Annotated in this window: 3 protein-coding genes; all 3 read left to right on the top strand. The window is 67.3% G+C overall.

The annotated features are described in order from the left end of the window. Window positions 1-432, top strand: a 432-nt coding sequence (traF, locus tag E4Q08_RS23620) for a conjugative transfer signal peptidase TraF (protein WP_169072205.1), incomplete at its 5' end; no start/stop codon positions are given. A gap of 43 nt (window positions 433-475) precedes the next feature. Next, window positions 476-742 carry a protein TraD gene (locus tag E4Q08_RS23615; protein ID WP_169072204.1) on the top strand — a complete coding sequence of 89 codons (267 nt, stop codon included), beginning with the start codon at window positions 476-478 and terminating at the stop codon, window positions 740-742. Between the two features lie 5 nt (window positions 743-747). Next, window positions 748-1285 (top strand): ArdC-like ssDNA-binding domain-containing protein (locus tag E4Q08_RS23610; protein WP_169072203.1); only part of this gene is annotated, 538 nt, incomplete at its 3' end.

Below are 1285 nucleotides of genomic sequence, written 5' to 3'. Positions count from 1 at the left end.
ACCCAAAGCATTCCGGTCGGCCTGTACTGGCTGAGCAGCGAGCCGGTGGAGAAGGGCGCTTACGTGATGTTCTGCCCGCCGCCCATCGGCGTCTTCGAGGAGGCCAGGGCCAGGGGCTACGTCGGCGCCGGCTTCTGCCCGGGCGGCTACGGCTACCTGATGAAGCGCGTCCTGGCCGCCAAGGACGACGCCGTGACCATTACCGACGGAGGCGTGCGCGTGAACGGCGAACTGCTGCCGCACAGCGCCCCGATCCAGGCCGACAAAGCCGGCCGGCCGCTGCCGCGCTTTCCGGCCGAGCGCTTCACGCTGGGCGGTTCGGAGCTGCTGCTGATGTCGGACGTCAGCGGCACGTCCTTCGATGGCCGCTACTTCGGCCCGATCCACCGTTCGCAGATCAAGGGCGTGATCCGCGGAGTTTTGACCTGGTAACGAGTTGGCAAGCCCACTGACAGCAACCGCAAGGAGAAAGGCGATGAATGACCGAGACCCCCTTCCCAAGAACGACGTGAGCTTCGCCGCGAAGGTCGACGATCGAGCCAACGCCGCCGGCGCGCTGCGCGAGAAGCTGCTCGACGCGATGACGCCCGGCTATCAGGCCGAGTTCGACCCCGACGAGGCCGAACAGGCCGGCGCCTTCGTCGAGGACGCCTTGAGCGAGCAGGACGCCGCCGAGAGCGACATCGACCTGATGGATACCACCGCGCCGGCCGCCACGACCACCACCAAGGCGAGGAGGTAAGGACGATGGCCGACACCAAAAAAGCATTTCACGAACAGGTGGCCGAGAAGCTGATCGAGCAACTGCGGCAGGGCACGGCGCCATGGCAGCGGCCGTGGGAAGCGGGCGAGGCGGCTTCCCTGCTCCCGATCAACCCGACAACCGGCAAGCGCTATCGCGGCATCAACGCCATCCAGTTGATGAGCCAGGGCCGTGTCGATCAACGCTGGCTGACCTACAAGCAGGCCGCCGTTGCCGGCGCGCAGGTGCGCAAGGGCGAGCACGGCACGGCCATCCAGTACTGGAAGTTCAGCGAGGAGCAGACCCGGACCGACGAGAGCGGCAAGCCCGTCCTCGATGCCCAGGGCAGGCCGGTCAAAGCGGAAGTGCGGCTGGAACGGCCGCGGGTGTTCTTCGCCACCGTCTTCAACGCCGAGCAGATCGACGGTCTGCCGCCGATGCAACGCAGGGAACAGACCTGGGACGCCGTCGAGCGCGCCGAAGCCATCCTGCAGGCGTCCGGCGTCGTGATCCAGCACGGGGGGCAGAACCGCGCCTTCTACC

It is taken from the genome of Candidatus Accumulibacter contiguus (assembly GCF_012940005.1).
GTDB classification, from domain to species: domain Bacteria; phylum Pseudomonadota; class Gammaproteobacteria; order Burkholderiales; family Rhodocyclaceae; genus Accumulibacter; species Accumulibacter contiguus.
The sequence above is the reverse complement of the archived record's forward strand: the minus strand, read 5'-3'. Positions and strand labels throughout refer to the sequence as shown.

Bases quoted from the DNA above. Each gene is read 5' to 3' on its own strand.
- E4Q08_RS23615 (WP_169072204.1), top strand. From the start codon at position 476: ATGAATGACCGAGACCCCCTTCCCAAGAACGACGTGAGCTTCGCCGCG.